14 protein-coding genes are annotated in these 13,450 nt (G+C 66.5%); 11 read left to right on the top strand and 3 right to left on the bottom strand.

Going from position 1 to position 13,450, the window contains the following annotated elements:
• Positions 1-101 precede the first annotated feature (101 nt).
• The 5 genes from VRZ08_RS23360 to VRZ08_RS23340 all read left to right on the top strand — a co-directional run bounded on the left by VRZ08_RS23360 (position 102) and on the right by VRZ08_RS23340 (position 3,765).
• Positions 102-296, top strand: a complete 195-nt coding sequence (locus VRZ08_RS23360; protein WP_107357205.1) for a twin transmembrane helix small protein — start codon at positions 102-104, stop codon at positions 294-296.
• 52 nt (positions 297-348) lie between these two features.
• Positions 349-921 carry a cob(I)yrinic acid a,c-diamide adenosyltransferase gene (locus tag VRZ08_RS23355; protein ID WP_414534057.1) on the top strand — a complete coding sequence of 191 codons (573 nt, stop codon included), beginning with the start codon at positions 349-351 and terminating at the stop codon, positions 919-921.
• Between the two features lie 105 nt (positions 922-1,026).
• Positions 1,027-1,776 carry an electron transfer flavoprotein subunit beta/FixA family protein gene (locus VRZ08_RS23350; protein ID WP_107346281.1) on the top strand — a complete coding sequence of 250 codons (750 nt, stop codon included), beginning with the start codon at positions 1,027-1,029 and terminating at the stop codon, positions 1,774-1,776.
• The gene (locus VRZ08_RS23345) at positions 1,776-2,720 is read left to right on the top strand and encodes an electron transfer flavoprotein subunit alpha/FixB family protein (RefSeq protein WP_414534056.1); all 945 of its coding nucleotides are present in this window, start codon (positions 1,776-1,778) and stop codon (positions 2,718-2,720) included. Before VRZ08_RS23350 ends, VRZ08_RS23345 begins: the two co-directional genes overlap by 1 nt.
• A 163-nt stretch (positions 2,721-2,883) precedes the next feature.
• On the top strand, positions 2,884-3,765 hold the full coding sequence (locus VRZ08_RS23340) for a 3-hydroxybutyryl-CoA dehydrogenase (RefSeq protein WP_107357203.1): 882 nt from the start codon (positions 2,884-2,886) through the stop codon (positions 3,763-3,765).
• Positions 3,766-3,886: 121 nt separating this feature from the next.
• Here the strand turns inward: VRZ08_RS23340 and VRZ08_RS23335 are convergent, their stop codons facing one another.
• Positions 3,887-4,801 (bottom strand): LysR family transcriptional regulator, encoded by a 915-nt coding sequence (locus VRZ08_RS23335; RefSeq protein ID WP_414534055.1) that lies wholly within the window; start codon positions 4,799-4,801, stop codon positions 3,887-3,889.
• 94 nt (positions 4,802-4,895) lie between these two features.
• Between VRZ08_RS23335 and VRZ08_RS23330 the strand changes: the two genes are divergently transcribed.
• Positions 4,896-5,696, top strand: a complete 801-nt coding sequence (locus VRZ08_RS23330) for an NAD(P)H-dependent oxidoreductase (RefSeq protein ID WP_414534054.1) — start codon at positions 4,896-4,898, stop codon at positions 5,694-5,696.
• A 96-nt stretch (positions 5,697-5,792) separates the two neighbouring features.
• Positions 5,793-5,993 carry a hypothetical protein gene (locus VRZ08_RS23325; protein WP_041810112.1) on the top strand — a complete coding sequence of 67 codons (201 nt, stop codon included), beginning with the start codon at positions 5,793-5,795 and terminating at the stop codon, positions 5,991-5,993.
• Between the two features lie 154 nt (positions 5,994-6,147).
• Here VRZ08_RS23325 and tlpA read toward each other — a convergent pair whose 3' ends face one another.
• Positions 6,148-6,834: a thiol:disulfide interchange protein TlpA gene (gene tlpA / locus VRZ08_RS23320; RefSeq protein WP_414534053.1), complete on the bottom strand. Its 687-nt coding sequence runs from the start codon at positions 6,832-6,834 to the stop codon at positions 6,148-6,150.
• A gap of 95 nt (positions 6,835-6,929) precedes the next feature.
• Here tlpA and argH point away from each other — a divergent pair, with 95 nt between their 5' ends.
• The 3 genes from argH to lysA are packed head-to-tail and all read left to right on the top strand — an operon-like array spanning position 6,930 to position 9,937.
• Positions 6,930-8,327, top strand: coding sequence for an argininosuccinate lyase (gene argH, locus VRZ08_RS23315; protein WP_264053676.1), 1,398 nt, complete (start codon positions 6,930-6,932; stop codon positions 8,325-8,327).
• A 54-nt stretch (positions 8,328-8,381) separates the two neighbouring features.
• Positions 8,382-8,663, top strand: coding sequence for an LPS translocon maturation chaperone LptM (gene lptM / locus VRZ08_RS23310; protein ID WP_414534052.1), 282 nt, complete (start codon positions 8,382-8,384; stop codon positions 8,661-8,663).
• Positions 8,664-8,671: 8 nt separating this feature from the next.
• Positions 8,672-9,937: a diaminopimelate decarboxylase gene (gene lysA / locus VRZ08_RS23305; protein WP_414534051.1), complete on the top strand. Its 1,266-nt coding sequence runs from the start codon at positions 8,672-8,674 to the stop codon at positions 9,935-9,937.
• 243 nt (positions 9,938-10,180) lie between these two features.
• On the opposite strand, the gene VRZ08_RS23300 is transcribed toward lysA, so the two are convergent.
• Positions 10,181-10,561: a carboxymuconolactone decarboxylase family protein gene (locus VRZ08_RS23300; RefSeq protein WP_414534050.1), complete on the bottom strand. Its 381-nt coding sequence runs from the start codon at positions 10,559-10,561 to the stop codon at positions 10,181-10,183.
• 159 nt (positions 10,562-10,720) lie between these two features.
• Here VRZ08_RS23300 and VRZ08_RS23295 point away from each other — a divergent pair, with 159 nt between their 5' ends.
• Positions 10,721-13,282, top strand: a complete 2,562-nt coding sequence (locus VRZ08_RS23295; protein WP_414534049.1) for a TIGR02302 family protein — start codon at positions 10,721-10,723, stop codon at positions 13,280-13,282.
• Positions 13,283-13,450 lie beyond the last annotated feature (168 nt).

Below are 13,450 nucleotides of genomic sequence, written 5' to 3'. Positions count from 1 at the left end.
AGAACCTTAGCATTCGATACTAACCGCCTCCACCCGGGATCGTTGCGCCCGACCATGCGGCAGGGATAGCGCGGGATCAGTAGCGGTGTTATGAAACCTAGATGGCATCCTTCCTGAGTTCAATCGCCCTGCCGGTCGCGCTCTGCGCCGTGGCCTTAGTGCTCATGCTCGGTCTGATCAACATGATGCGGGGCGGTTCGCCGAACCGATCGCAGACCCTCATGCGCTGGCGGGTCTTGCTGCAATTCGTCGCCATCGTCATCACCATGCTTGCGATCTGGGCGATGGGCCGTTAGCTGCCCTCCAACTCCTGGATCACTTGGTTTCCCGCAGCAGGATCCCCGCGCGATGGTCGTTCTCAATCGAATCTACACCCGCACCGGTGACGACGGCACCACCGCCCTCGGCTCCGGCGAGCGGCGGGCGAAGTCCGATCCGCGGATCGCGGCCTACGGCACTGTGGATGAGACCAATGCGGCGCTCGGCGTGGTGCGGCTGCATTTGTCGGAGCTGCCGGAACTCGACGCCATGATCGGGCGTATTCAGAACGATCTGTTCGATCTCGGCGCCGACTTGGCGGTTCCGGAACGCGAAGGTAAGGCCGAACGGCTGCGGGTGCTGTCGAGTCAGGTCGAGCGCCTGGAGCGCGATATCGATCAGCTCAACGAAGGCTTGGCGCCGCTGACATCTTTCGTGCTGCCGGGCGGCAAGCCGGCAGCCGCTTACCTGCATGTGGCGCGGACAATATGCCGCCGTGCGGAACGGGCCATGGTGGAACTCTCGGCTCGGCCGAACGAGAAAATCACCCCGGCGGCCGTCCAATACGTCAACCGGTTGTCCGACTTCCTGTTTGTCGCCGCCCGCACGGTGAACGACGGTGGCGCCCGCGACGTGCTCTGGGTGCCGGGCCAGAACCGCTAGGGAACAAGGCGGTTTTTGGCTTTGCCGCGTTGACCGCGGTTAGGAGGGGCTTTAGGTTCCGCCGCCACAACAAACAATTACCCACCGCAACACGAAAGAGGATCGATGAAGGTTCTGGTGCCGGTCAAGCGCGTGGTCGACTACAACGTCAAGATCCGCGTCAAGAGCGACGGGTCGGGCGTTGAACTCGCCAACGTCAAGATGTCGATGAATCCGTTCGACGAGATCGCCGTCGAAGAAGCGCTGCGCCTCAAAGAGGCCGGCAAGGCGACCGAAGTCGTCGTGGTCTCGATCGGACCGGCGCAGGCGTCGGAAACCCTTCGCACCGGCCTCGCCATGGGCGCGGACCGCGGCATCCTGGTCAAGGCCGACGGCGTCGTCGAACCGCTGGCGGTCGCCAAGATCCTCAAGGGCGTTGCCGACGAAGAGAAGCCGGGACTGATCATTCTCGGCAAGCAGGCGATCGACGACGACAGCAACCAGACCGGTCAGATGCTGGCCGCGCTGCTCGGCTGGGCGCAGGCGACCTTCGCCTCCAAGCTCGACGTCGACGGCTCCGACTTCACCGTCGCGCGTGAAGTCGACGGTGGCTCGCAGACCGTCAAGCTCAAGGGCCCGGCGATCGTCACCACCGATCTGCGGCTGAACGAGCCGCGCTACGCCTCGCTGCCGAACATCATGAAGGCCAAGAAGAAGCCGATCGCGGAGAAGACCGCGGCCGACTACGGCGTCGACGTTTCGCCGCGCCTGGAAGTTCTGAAGACCGTCGAGCCGGGTGGCCGCAAGGCCGGCGTCAAGGTCAAGGACGTCGCCGAACTGGTTTCGAAGCTCAAGAACGAGGCGGGTGTACTCTGATGGCCACGCTGCTGATTGCCGAACACGACAACGCCCACCTCAAGGACGCCACCAACAAGGCGATGACCGCCGCTGCCGCGCTCGGCGGCGAGGTGCATATCCTCGTTGTCGGCCAGGGCTGCAAGGCCGTGGCCGATGCGGCTGCCAAGCTGCAGGGCGCCACTAAGGTGCTGCTGGCCGAAGCGCCCGCCTATGAGCACGATCTCGCCGAGCCGCTGGCCGCGCTGATCGTCTCGTTCGCCGGCAGCTACGACGCGATCGTCGCCCCGGCGACCTCGCGGTTCAAGAACGTGATGCCGCGCGTCGCCGCTCTGCTCGACGTGATGCAGGTGTCGGAGATCATCAAGGTTGTCGCGCCCGACACCTTCGAGCGTCCGATCTACGCCGGCAACGCGATCCAGACCGTGAAGTCGCAGGACGCCAAGAAGGTCATCACCGTCCGCACCTCGACCTTCCAGGCGACCGGCGAGGGTGGCAGCGCGGCGATCGAGACCGTCGCGGCGGCGGCCGATCCGGGCCTGTCGAGCTTCGTCGGCGAGGAAGTCGCCAAGAGCGATCGTCCGGAACTGTCGTCGGCCAAGATCATCGTGTCGGGTGGCCGCGCGATGCAGAGCCGCGAGAACTTCACCAAGTACATCGAGCCGCTCGCCGACAAGCTCGGCGCCGGTGTCGGCGCCTCGCGCGCCGCGGTCGATGCCGGCTACGCGCCGAACGACTGGCAGGTCGGTCAGACCGGCAAGGTTGTGGCGCCGGAGCTGTACATCGCGGTCGGCATCTCGGGCGCGATCCAGCATCTCGCCGGCATGAAGGACTCCAAGGTGATCGTCGCGATCAACAAGGACGAAGACGCGCCGATCTTCCAGGTCGCCGACTACGGCCTGGTCGCCGACCTCTACCAGGCGGTTCCGGAGCTGACCGAAGAGCTCGGCAAGCTCGGCAAGTAAACGCCTTCACGGCGGACGAACCCGGCCCTCGGGCCGGGTTCGTTGCAGAAGCTTTAAGCGTTCACCGGCTAACTGTCCGGGCGCCGAACCACGGACAGCGGCGCGGGAATGTGCGAAGATGCACCGGCCGCGCGACGCGGCTGTGCTCCGAACGAGATGAGAGATGGCGGCAGCAATCAAAAAAGTCGGCGTAATCGGCGCGGGGCAGATGGGCAACGGGATCGCCCACGTGGCCGCTCTCGGCGGGTTCGACGTGATCCTGAACGATGTCTCCGCCGACCGGCTGAAATCGGCGATGGCCACCATCAACGGCAACCTGTCGCGCCAGATCGCCAAGAAGCTCATCACCGAAGACGCCCGCAAGGCTGCCCTGGCGCGGATCACCGCGACGGAGAAGCTGGACGGGCTGTCCGACTGCGACCTCGTGATCGAGACCGCGGTCGAGAAGGAAGAGACCAAGCGCAAGATCTTCAACGAGCTGTGCGCGGTGCTGAAGCCGGAGGCGATCGTCGCTTCCAACACCTCATCGATCTCGATCACCCGTCTGGCCGCCTCGACCGATCGGCCGGAGCGCTTCATCGGCATTCACTTCATGAATCCGGTGCCGGTGATGGAGCTGGTCGAGCTGATCCGCGGCATTGCCACCGACGACGCCACCTTCGAAACCGCGAAGGCGTTCGTCACCAAGCTCGGCAAGCAGATCGCCGTGTCCGAGGATTTCCCGGCGTTCATCGTCAACCGCATCCTGCTGCCGATGATCAACGAGGCGATCTACACGCTGTACGAAGGCGTCGGCAACGTCGAAGCCATCGACATGGCGATGAAGCTCGGCGCGCATCATCCGATGGGCCCGCTGGAGCTGGCCGATTTCATCGGCCTCGACACCTGTCTGTCGATCATGCAGGTGCTGCACGAGGGTCTCGCCGACTCCAAGTATCGGCCGTGCCCGCTGCTGGTGAAGTACGTCGAAGCCGGCTGGCTCGGCCGCAAGACCCAGCGCGGTTTCTACGACTACCGCGGCGACAAGCCGGTCCCGACCCGCTGATCGCGGGAGCCGCGCGGTATCGTAGTTACTTCCGTCATGGCCGGGCTCGTCCCGGCCATCCACGTCTTGGCCCCGGCTCTCTCCGCCTCAGACTTGGATGCCCGGGCATGAAGAGTTGTCTTCACACAATCCCCGGCACGCCCCGGATCTGCTCGGCCAAAAAATCGATCAGCAGCCGCACGCGGGCGATGCCGGCGCGCTCCGGCACGATCAACAGATTGAGCGGCACCGGCGGCAGCCGATACTCCGGCAACAGCACTTCGAGCCGCCCCGCCGCCAGCAGATCGTCGACCAGCCAGCGATGCGTGGCGGCGATGCCGCGCCCCGCGATCATTGCTTCCCGTGCTGCGAGCCCGTGATCGACCCTGAGCCGGCCGCTGAACGGCACCCGTTGGGTCTCCTGATCCGGCCCCTGCAAGACCAGCATGTCGCTGCCGGCGACGTTCACCATGCGCACCCCTTGATGGTGCGACAGCTCCTGCGGCGATGCCGGCCTGCCATGCGCGTCCAGATAGTCAGGCGAGGCCACCAGCAGGCGATGGCTGTGGCCGAGCGTGCGCAGCTTCAGTGAACTGTCGGCGAGCGGAGCCAGCCGGATCGCCAGGTCGACGCCTTCGCGCACCAGATCGACCCGCTGATCGGTGAGGCCGAAGTCGATCCCGATCTCCGGATAGCGATCCTGGAACGCGAAAATCAGCCGGCTGGCATGCAGCACGCCGAACGAGGCCGTGCAGGAGATCCGGATGGTGCCGGCGGGGGCCGCCGACGCGCCGAGCGCCTCGTCGCTGGCCTGGTCGAGCAGACGCAGGATCTGAAGGCAGCGCGCGTAATAGCGGCTGCCTTCCTCGGTGAGCGTCACCCGGCGGGTGGTGCGGCTCAGCAGCGGTGCGCCGACCGCGGCCTCGAGCTCCTGCAGCTGCCGGGTGACGGTGGATTGGCCGACATTGAGATCACGCGCGACCGCCGACAGGCTGCCCCGCTCGGCAATGCGAACGAAGGTGCGGATGCGCTCGATCGTGACGGCTGATCTATCCATTTTCCGGAATAATCATATCGATACTCCGCGGCTACTGGAATAGTCGCAGCGGGCGTACCTGCAGGGTCTGATCATCACTGCAGGGAGCCTGGCCGTGAAAGTTCTTCTGGTATTCGCCCACCCCGAACCGCGCTCGTTGAACGGAGCGCTGCGCGACGTCGCGGTCGCGGAGCTGCGACGCCTCGGCCACGAGGTGCAGGTCTCCGATCTCTATGCCCAGGGCTGGAAGCCGGCGGTCGACCGCGCCGATTTTCCGGGCCTCGCGCCCGGCGAGCGGCTGCTGCCGACCGTGGCGTCGAAGGCGGCGTTCGACGCCGGAGAGCTGACCCAGGACGTCCGCGACGAGATCGACAAGCTGCTGTGGGCCGACGCCGTGATCCTGCAGTTTCCGCTGTGGTGGTTCACCATGCCGGCGATCCTGAAAGGCTGGGTCGAGCGGGTGTTCGCCTGCGGCTTCGCCTATGGGGTCGGCGAGCACAGCGACAAGCGCTGGGGCAATCGCTATGGCGAAGGCGCTTTGGCCGGCAAGCGCGCGATGCTGATCGTCACCACCGGCGGCTGGGAGCAGCATTACGGCCCGCGCGGCATCAACGGGCCGATCGACGACCTGCTGTTTCCGATCCATCACGGCATTCTGTTCTATCCCGGCTGCGAGGTGCTGCCGCCCTACGTGCTGTATCAGGCCGGCCGGCTGGATTCGGCCGGGTTCGAAGCCGCGGCCGAACAGCTGCGGGAGCGGATGCGCACGCTGGCCGAGACGCCGCCGATTCCGTACCGGCGCCAGAATGGCGGCGACTATCTGATCCCGACCATGGAGCTGCGGCCGGAGCTGGGCGTGGCCGGTACCGAAGGCTTCGCGGTCCACCTGCGCGACGGCGCAGGTTCAACAGCTTGAGCGCAGCCGTGCAGGCAGCGGCGCGATCGATGCAATTTCATCGAATGCGCGCCGCCTCGCTTCGGATTGTTAACGGTTTGCTGCCACACTACGGCGATGGACATGAGCATGATCAGCGCGGCGCTCGCCATGCAGGCCAGCAGCACGCAGATGCAGATCTCGACGACGATTCAAGCGTCGGCCGCTCGCACCGAGCGTGAGACGGTGCAGACGCTGCTCGGCATCGGGCAGGGCGGCTCGCCCTCGCTCGCCAATGTCGGCCCGGGCGTCGGCGGCAACCTGAATATCAGCGCGTAATCCGCGCTCTATAGCAGTCATTGCCATTGAGCAGTCATTCCGGGGCGCGCCGTCAGGCACGAATCCGGAATCTCGATTTGCAACAACCTCTGGATTCCGGGTTCGGGCGCAGCTTCGCTGCTCCCGCCCCGGAATGACCGCTGGTGGCTGTCAGCTACTTGCTGCCCGCCGCGACCGGCTTCAGGGCGGCCTTGAGCAGCGTGGTGGCGTCGTTGCTGTCCCATTCGGCCGGGCCGTTGATGGTGGCGACCTCGCAGCCTTCGCGGTCGATCAGCACCGAGGTCGGCATGCCGAGCGCGCGGCCGACCGCTTTCAGATCCTGAAACACCTTGGCGGAGGCGTCGGTGAACACCGACAGGTGGGTCAGCTTCTCGTCGTCGAGGAATTTCTTCGGCTTGGCCGGATCGCGGGTGTCGATGTTGATCGCCACCACTTCGAACTCCGGGCTGCCGAGCTTGGCCTGCAGGTTGTCGAGCGCCGGCATCTCCTTGCGGCACGGCACGCACCAGGTCGCCCACAGGTTGACCAGCACGGTGCGGCCGCGGAAGTCGGACAGCTTCTTGGCCTGGCCGGCATCGTCGGCGAACGTCAGGTCCGGCAGCCGCAGCGGCGCAGCTGCGGGCGTCAGCGCCGCGACTTCGCCGCGCACCAGCGGCTTGAGCTGCTGCGCCAGCGCCACCGCCGGCCGGCACACCGGATCGCCACCTGCATTGCGCTGCAGCCCGCCAATCCCGTATATCCCGGCGGCGCCGGCGACGACGAGCACGGCCATCGTGGCCAACAGGATGGTCAGGCGGCCGGCACGGCGCGGCGGGACGGGATTCGGCTGGGATTCGGTCATCGAACAATCAGAAGACGGCAAGCCGCGCAGGTTCGCGGGCGGCTGCCGGTGATGAGATGTGATTGGGACGCGAGCATGATCGTGAGCGGCGACAGATGAGCAACAAGATGTGGGGCGGCCGATTCACCGATCGCCCCGACGCGATCATGGAAGAGATCAACGTCTCGATCGACGTCGATCGCCATCTCTACGCCCAGGACATCACGGCGTCCAAGGCGCATGCAGCCATGCTGGCCGCGCAGGGCATCATCACCGCGAACGATGCGAAAAATATCGGCAAGGGTCTAGACACGATTCTGTCAGAGATCACGGCCGGCAAATTCACGTTCAAGCGTGCGCTCGAAGACATCCATATGAATGTCGAGAGCCGGCTGGCCGAACTGATCGGCCCCGCCGCCGGGCGCCTGCACACGGCGCGCTCGCGCAACGATCAGGTCGCGACCGACTTCCGGCTCTACGTCCGCGATGTGCTGGACGAGACCGACGCGGCGCTGGCGGCGTTGCAGCTGGCGCTCGCCGAACGCGCGCTCGAGCAGGCCGAGACGGTGATGCCCGGCTTCACCCATCTGCAGACCGCGCAGCCGGTGACCTTCGGCCATCATCTGATGGCCTATGTCGAGATGGTGGCGCGCGATCGCGGCCGGTTCCAGGATGCCCGCAAGCGGCTGAACGAAAGCCCGCTCGGCGCCGCGGCGCTGGCCGGCACCTCGTTCCCGATCGACCGCCACGCCACCGCCGCCAAGCTCGGCTTCGACCGGCCGATGGCGAATTCGCTGGATGCGGTGTCGGACCGCGATTTCGTGCTGGAGACGCTGTCGGCGGCCTCGATCTGCGCCGTGCATCTGTCGCGCTTCGCCGAAGAGATCGTGATCTGGACTTCGCCGCTGGTCGGCCTGATCCGGCTGTCGGACAAGTTCACCACCGGCTCGTCGATCATGCCGCAGAAGCGCAATCCGGATGCGGCCGAGCTGGTCCGCGCCAAGACCGGCCGGGTGATCGGCGCGCTGAACGGCCTGTTGATCGTGATGAAGGGCCTGCCGCTCGCCTATCAAAAGGACATGCAGGAAGACAAGCAGGGCGCGATGGAAGGCTTCGCGGCGCTGTCGCTGGCGATCCGTGCGATCACCGGCATGGTCCGCGACCTCGAGCCGGAGCCGGAGCGGATGAAGGCGGCGGCGGGCGAGGGCTACGCCACCGCCACCGATCTGGCCGACTGGCTGGTGCGGACGCTGAAGATGCCGTTCCGCGAGGCGCATCACGTCACCGGCCGGATCGTCGGGCTCGCTGCCAAGAAGGGCGTGGCGCTGCACGAATTGCCGCTCGCCGAGATGCAATCGGTCGAAAAGCGCATCACCAAGGACGTGCTGGCGGTGCTCAGCGTCGAATCCTCGGTGAAGAGCCGCACCTCGTACGGCGGCACCGCGCCTAAGAACGTTCGCAGTCAGGCCAAGGCCTGGCTCAAGCGGCTCGCCAAGGACAGCAAAACGCGCTGAGGGCGGCCGCCGTCCGGCGGTTTCGGGGGCTCGCCAGCGCGGCGCAATCTCGGTATGGTGCCGCGCCAATTGGGGATATTCGACGTGAATCGCGTGACCAACCCATCGCGATGGGCGCTTCTGGTGATTGTGGCGGCGACGCTGGTGCTGTCGGGCTGCGGCCGTAAAGCTGGCCTCGATCTGCCGCCGGGTGCTGCCGACACGCCGTCGGCCGCGCCGGCGACCAAACCGGAGGCTAAGGGCGATGTGTTCGACTCGTCCTACGGCACCAACGCCCCGCCCTCCGCCGCCAAGGGGCGGAAGCGAAGCATCATTCTCGATCCGCTGCTGGACTAAGCGCTAAGATGCGTCATTTCGACTATCGCGACGGCGTGCTGCACGCCGAAGGCGTCAGCCTTGCTTCGATCGCGCAAGACGTCGGCACGCCGTTTTACTGCTACTCGACCGCCACGCTGGAGCGGCACTACCGGGTGTTCACCGAGGCCTTCGCCGGCACCGATGCGCTGGTGTGCTACGCCATGAAGGCCAATTCCAACCAGTCGGTGCTGCGCACCCTGGCCAAGCTCGGCGCCGGCGCCGACGTGGTGTCGGGCGGCGAGTTGCAGCGCGCGCTGGCCGCCGGGATTCCGCCGAGCAAGATCGTGTTCTCCGGTGTCGGCAAGACCGAGGCCGAGCTGCGCGCCGCGCTCGCCCACGACATCAAGTGCCTGAACGTCGAATCCGAGCCCGAGCTCGAACTGCTGTCGCGGCTCGCGGTCGAGACCGGCCGTACCGCGCGGATTTCGCTGCGGGTCAATCCCGACGTCGATTCCGGCACCCACGCCAAGATCTCCACCGGCAAGTCCGAGAACAAGTTCGGGATTCCGATCCGGCACGCCCGCGAGGTCTATGCCCGCGCCGCCAAGCTGCCGGGCATCCAGGTCACCGGCGTCGACGTCCATATCGGCAGCCAGATCATCGACCTGGCGCCGATGGAAGCCGCGTTCCGCATCGTCGCCGAATTCATTCACGTGCTGCGCGGCGATGGTCACAGCGTCAGCCATGTCGATTTCGGCGGCGGTCTCGGCATCCCGTACTACGAGGATCGCGACGCACCGCCGGAGCCGTTCGCCTATGCCGAGATGGTCAAGCGCGTCACCCACAATCTCGGCTGCACGCTGCTGTTCGAACCCGGGCGGATGATCGTCGGCAATGCCGGCATCCTGGTTGCCAAGGTGATCTATGTGAAGCACGGCGACGGCAAGACCTTCGTGATCATCGACGCGGCGATGAACGACCTGATCCGCCCGACGCTGTACGAGGCGTATCACGAGATCCTGCCGGTGGCGGAGCCGGCGCCCGGTGCCAAGATGATGGTGGCCGATGTCGTCGGTCCGGTGTGCGAGACCGGCGATTACCTCGCGCTCGACCGCAAGCTACCCGAGCTGAAGGCCGGCGATTTGATTGCGATCATGACGTCGGGCGCTTATGGCGCCGTCCAGGCGTGTACTTACAACACCCGTGCGCTGGTGCCCGAAGTGCTGGTGAAGGACAATCAGGTCGCAGTGGTGCGTCCGCGCATTGAGGTCGAGCAACTGATCGCGATGGACAAGGCGGCGCCCTGGCTGTGAGCCGGTCTCTCTCCTGAAACAAAGGGGTGGGACCGCCAGACGCGGCGTACAAAAATAACTGGCGGTCCCGATCGCGCTTAAAATCCGCAGCGGTGAACATGCGGCTTCACCACCACGCGCGCGACGGCCGACCGTAGCGATCCGGCAATTCCGAGCAATTTGAAGTGTTTTTTAACCTAACCACTCAACCTTAACGCGGCGGCCCGAACCGCCGCGCCGGTTGGCTGGTACCAATTTGTCGCCTCAGCCCTTGTCGATCTCTGCGAACACTTCGCGGGCGATCCGGAAGCTGTCGACACCGGCCGGGATGCCGGCGTAGCAGGCCACCTGCATGAAGATCTCGCGGATCTCGTCCTTGGTGACGCCGTTGGTCAGCGCGCTCTTGATGTGCGCGCGCAGCTCGTGCGGCCGGTTGAGGATCGCGATCATCGCCAGGTTGAGCATGCTGCGGGTCTTGTTCGGCAGCCCGTCGCGTCCCCAGATCGCGCCCCAGCAATATTCGGTGACGAGTTCCTGGAACGGCTTGTTGAAGTCGTCGGCGTTTTTCAGCGCGTTCTCGACATAGGCCTCGCCCAGCACCGCCTTGCGGATCTCCAGCCCCTTGTCGTGCGTCGTCTTGTCCATTGCGCGTCCTCTGGTGGGAAGTTCGCCGGAACACTACGGGGCACCGGCTGTGCCGTCACGCGTTCGTGTCGCTGTGTGATGCGCGCAGTGGTGGCGCAGGGCGGTGCCTCATTGCCGCCGTTGTGCTACGCTCGTGTGAGCAGCAACCCGGAGAGATGGTTGAGCGGCAGCATTCCCGATCCGTCGCAGGCCCCGCACGATGAAGAGGCGGTCGCGCGGCTGCACCTGGACAAGGCGATCGGGCGCGCAACGCTGGCGATTGCCTGGGAGCGCGCGTGGCCGCATCTGGCGCGGCTGCTGAGCGTCGTCGGCCTGTTCCTGGCGCTGTCGTGGGCCGGGCTGTGGCTGGTGCTGCCGTTCTCGGCCCGGATCGCCGGCTTGGTGCTGCTCGCTGCCCTCGCGCTCGGCGCGTTGATCCCCGCCATCAGGTTCCGTTGGCCGAGCCGCGACGAGGCGCTGGCGCGGCTCGACCGCAATACCGGCTTGAAACACCGCCCGGCGACGGCGCTCGGCGACACGCTGGCGTCCGGCGATCCGGTCGCGCGCGCGCTGTGGCAGGCGCAGCGCGACCGCACCCTGGCGACGATCCGCGGCCTCAAGCCCGGCCTGCCGTCGCCGAGGCTGCCGATCCACGATCCCTGGGGGCTCCGTGCCCTGGTGGTGATCCTGCTGGTCGCGACCTTCTTCGCCGCCGGCGAGGAGCGCACCCCGCGGGTGATGGCGGCGTTCGATTGGAAAGGCGCGATGGCGCCCTCGACCGTCCGGGTCGATGCCTGGGTGACGCCGCCGGTCTATACCAACAAGCCGCCGATCATTCTCACCGCCGCCTCCAACAAGGATCTCGGCACCCCGGGCAGCGGCCCGCTGCCGGTGCCGGTCGGCTCGACCCTGCTGGTGCGCTCCAGCGGCGGCGATCTCGACATCGCGGTCGGCGGCGGCGTGGTCGAGGTCAAGCCGGACAGCGAAGCCCCCAAGGGCACCAGCGAACGGCATTTCCGTATCACCGGCGACGGCACCGCGCGGGTCCGGGCGCCGTCGAACGAAGCGCCGTGGAACTTCACCGCCACCCCGGACAAGCCGCCGGCGATTGCGCTCGCCAAGGAGCCGCAGCGCCAGGCGCGCGGTTCGCTGCAGCTGTCCTACAAGCTCGAAGACGATTACGGGGTGACCGAGGCCGAGGCGCAGTTCGCCGCGGCTCCCCCGGCCAAGGCCCCGGGCGCCAAGCCGGCGGATGCGCCGCGGCCGCTGTTCGAAGCGCCGCAGTTCAAGCTGGTGCTGCCCAATGCCCGCACCCGCGCCGGCGTCGGTCAGACCGTCAAGGACTTCAGCGAAGATCCGTATGCGGGTGCCGAAGTCACGCTGACGCTCACCGCCAAGGACGAGGCCGGCAATCAGGGCCACAGCGAGCCGTTCGCAATGCGGCTGCCGGAGCGGCTGTTCACCAAGCCGCTGGCGCGCGCGCTGATCGAGCAGCGCCGCATCCTGGCGCTCGACGCCAATGCCAATAGCCAAGTGTACGCCGCGCTCGATGCACTGCTGATCGCGCCGGAAGTATTCACGCCGGATGCCGGCCAGTATCTCGGGCTCTACACCATTGCCGATCAGCTCGAACGCGCCCGCACCGATGACGCGCTGCGCGAGGTGGTGAGCAATCTGTGGTCGCTGGCGGTGTTGATCGAAGACGGCGATGCGTCGGATGCCGAGAAGGCGCTGCGCGCCGCACAGGACGCGCTGAAAGACGCGCTGGAGCGCGGTGCGCCCGACGACGAAATCAAGCAGCTCACCGACAAGCTGCGCGCCGCGCTCGACGCCTATATGCGTCAGCTCGCCCAGCAGCTTCGCAACAATCCGCAGCAGCTCGCCCGCCCGCTCGATCCCAACACCAAGGTGATGCGGCAGCAGGATCTCGAGAACATGCTCCAGCGGATGGAGCGGCTGTCGCGCTCCGGCGACAAGGAAGCCGCCAAGCAGTTGCTCGATCAGCTCGCGCAGATGCTGGAGAACCTGCAGATGGCGCAGCCCGGCCAGGGCGGCGACAGCGGCGACATGGAGCAGGCGCTCAACGAGCTCGGCGACATGATCCGCAAACAACAGCAGCTCCGCGACAAGACCTACAAGCAGGGCCAGGATCAGCGCCGCGACCGGATGCGCGGCCAGGACGGCGAGCAGAACCTCGGCGATCTGCAGCAGGATCAGCAGAACCTGCACGACCGGCTGCGCAAGCTGCAGCAGGAGCTCGCCAAGCGCGGTCTCGGCCAGAGCCCGCGCGGCGACAAGGGCGAGCAGGGTCAGCAAGGGCAGCAGGGCCAGCAAGGCGAGGGTGGTCTCGACCAGGCCGACTCGGCGATGGGCGATGCCGAAGGCCGGCTCGGCGACGGCAATGCCGACGGCGCGGTGGACTCACAGGGCCGCGCCCTGGAAGCGCTGCGCCAGGGTGCGCAGAAGCTCGCCGAAGCGATGCAGCAGGGCGATGGCGACGGTCAGGGCGATGGCCAGGGCAACCGTCCCGGCCGCCAGCAGAGCGGCGCCAACCAGACCGATCCGCTCGGGCGCCCGCTGCGTGGCCGCGATCTTGGTGATGATCTCACCGTTAAGATCCCCGGCGAAATCGACGTTCAGCGCGTCCGCCGCATCCTCGAAGAACTCCGCCGCCGCCTCGGCGACTCCGGCCGCCCGCAGATCGAACTCGACTACATCGAGCGGCTGCTGAAGGATTACTAGAGCGATTAGCTAACGCCGAGCACAGCGCAACCTCTCCCGCCTGCGAGGCCTCTGCAAAACCTGACTGTTCTATCCAGATGTGATTCACTTGCGCGTAGTCGGAGGTGAACGGGATGGCGCAGGACAGTTTCATTGAGGCTTTGCTGCCGGCGGGCTTTGGGCGCAACG

Origin of the sequence: Rhodopseudomonas sp. G2_2311, from assembly GCF_047501505.1 — a bacterium.
Lineage (GTDB): Bacteria > Pseudomonadota > Alphaproteobacteria > Rhizobiales > Xanthobacteraceae > Rhodopseudomonas > Rhodopseudomonas palustris_H.
Note: the sequence above shows the minus strand (reverse complement) of the source record. Positions and strands in the feature narration are given on the sequence as shown.